This window comes from Xenorhabdus yunnanensis (genome assembly GCF_028598805.1).
Taxonomy (GTDB): Bacteria; Pseudomonadota; Gammaproteobacteria; order Enterobacterales; family Enterobacteriaceae; genus Xenorhabdus; species Xenorhabdus yunnanensis.
Genome location: NZ_JAQRFI010000127.1, coordinates 1 through 2,587 on the forward strand (window position 1 = coordinate 1; position 2,587 = coordinate 2,587).

The window sequence follows — 2,587 nt, forward strand, 5'->3', positions numbered from 1 at the left end:
TCTTTTAAAATTATCGGTAAATTTTTGGGGTGATTTTCGTTTCATAAAGACACCTTAATTAAAGTCATTCTATTCCTTTACCAAAGTGTCCGAATTTATTAAAGCACAACAATTGCCTTTACCTGCCAGCATTGAACAGATTTCGGCAAAGATACTTTTGCCGCTGCCACCTGCTCCAGTGACTTCCAGAAATAACTGCCAATCGTAACGGTTTGCTAATACCATAAATAGCGCAGCGAGCACCCGATCAAATTTGTTATCGCAGTTGGCAGTTGCTTGATTGAGCCAGCGCCAGAACTGTGGCGCGTGATCTTGCAGGGTTTCCCCCAAAACAGGAGAATTGAATTCAACGTCATTGGCAAGCAATAGCCAGTCATTTTTGCGGTGAGGCCGGAACTGACAGGCTTTCAAGTCAAACACGCCATTACTAAACCCGATTAAGTGGCGTTCTGGTGGTTGCATCATGGGAAGCTGTAATTTCAGGGCATCCACAGCAGAGCTAATACCATTTGGTGAGTACGGCAATTTTCCTTCCATAAAAGCCGCTACCATTTCCCGTCTTAAATCGCGGTCACTGACCGGACGCCAGACAATACCGTCATAGTGATGAACTGTTTCCGAAGCGCCATCCAGTGCCAAATCACCGTTATAACGTGCTAGCAATACTTCTCCACGCTGGCTGGCTCCCATCTGACATAGTGTCAGTTTTGAAGATTCGGCATCATTGTATTGAATGGCTTCTTTTTTCTTGATTAATGCTGGCTGATAAAGCCCCTGAGCAAAGGCTTGTTGTGCTATTTCCACACCGTGTTGCTGGCGATAATCGTCCCAATCGGCTTTATGCTCTGTAGGTGGCAAAGTTACCCATCCATTAATCACTATAGCTGTATTCTCTGCCGCTATTTTGCCAACATTCTTTTTTAATCTACTGTTTTTATCTCGCTCGCCTTGTTCGTGCCAGTCGTTATCGGCGGCAATTATGATTCTGGAGTTTGGACACTGCGCTCTAACCTGCTCGGCAACAATCAGTAGATTGCTTTCATCAATCGCTGCCAGTACCACGCCCTTATGTAATTGTCTGACTGTTAAGGCTGTAGCGTAACCCTCGGTAATAATGAAAGTATCCGGCGTTCTGGTAATCTCAGATACAGGGATAAAGCTGCCTTTTTTATGTGTACCGGAAACAAGACGTTTTTCACCATTTGGCTTGATGGTCTGCGCGCCAGTGATTGCGCCATCCAGTGTCTGAGTCACCAGCAATAAAGAACCGTCTTTTAACAACCGCTGATTGGAGCATTGCAATCCCTTTTTCACCAAATATTGAGATTCACCCGTAACAGCAGTGGCAACCAGTTCTGCGATTGGTTTAGCGCTATGAATCGGTGTGTTGGTTGGCTTGAGTTCTGGCAAAGGCAATGCCAGCGCATTTGCAACAACCTTTGCTGCTTCAAAAATCGAGATCCCTTTGGTCTTTGCCACTAAATCCAGCCCATCACCATAGTTTGGAACATCACACTGGCGGCAATGCCAATTGCCATGATGATGATCGTCGATAAAGTGAAAACGATCAGTACCACTGCAAACAGGACAGGTACCATGCTTTCCCTTTGCAGGAATATCAATGCCACAGGCAGGCAGCAGATTTTCCCAGTGATATATGGCGGATTTTTTCACAGTTTGGATAAATTCTAGCGGTTTTTGTTCGTCTGTTTTATCTGAAGATGTAAATTTAGGGTGAGTTTGGGTATGCTGTATGTCAGCCATCATCGTTACCTTCTTTAACGGTTGTTGGTTAGACGCCTCAAATGTGTTAGCGCACACTGGGGCGTTGTTTTTATGTTACGTTTCTTATGTCATATTCTTTTATATGTTATGCAGCTCTTGACTCCGCGTTCCTCTACGCCCTTTTGCCAAATTTTCCGATGAGGATATTTTCACCTCGTTCCAGTATCTCCATGTAATCCGCATACCATTGCAGCATTTCCCGACGACCATCCAGATATTGCGCATGGTTGTAAGTACCCCAGATGCTGTTTTTATCGACGTGAGCAAGCTGTTTTTTAACCCATGCAGTGTTGAAGTCTTGATCATGCAGGATGGTACTCATGGTGTGGCGAAAGCCGTGGCCTGTTGCTCGTCCTGAATATCCCATACGGCGGATCATGGTATTGATTGCCATATCAGATATATGCTTTCTGTAGTCTGTACGGCTTGGAAATACATATTGATAATTACCGCTGATAGGCTGAATCTGCTTCAATAAGTCAATAACTTGCCTTGATAATGGCACTATATGAGTGCGGCGTATTTTCATTTTTTCGGCTGGAATTGTCCAAACAGCCTTATCTAAATCAATTTCTGACCATTCAGCCTTACGAAGTTCTCCCGGACTAACGCCTGTTAATATCAGCATTCGCAAAGCCGTTCTGACTATCTGACTTCCCATATATAGCAGAATCAATATAATCAGGCATAGTCAACATGTACCATAAACAGTTCATCAATTGAACACCTTTCTCGTCTTCTTATCGCTTTGACTTCAGCCCATTTGGGTTCGATGGGATTCAAATCCGGGCTGTAAGGGGGT

General features: G+C 44.3%; 1 protein-coding gene and 1 pseudogene. Both read right to left on the reverse strand.

What is annotated here, in order from left to right; all coding sequences use genetic code 11:
• Window positions 1-69: 69 nt before the first annotated feature.
• Window positions 70-1,764, reverse strand: coding sequence for a toprim domain-containing protein (locus tag PSI23_RS20945; protein WP_306309657.1), 1,695 nt, complete (start codon window positions 1,762-1,764; stop codon window positions 70-72).
• A 133-nt stretch (window positions 1,765-1,897) separates the two neighbouring features.
• A pseudogene (locus PSI23_RS20950) lies at window positions 1,898-2,449 on the reverse strand (tyrosine-type recombinase/integrase); the annotation flags it as partial.
• Between the last annotated feature and the right edge of the window lie 138 nt (window positions 2,450-2,587).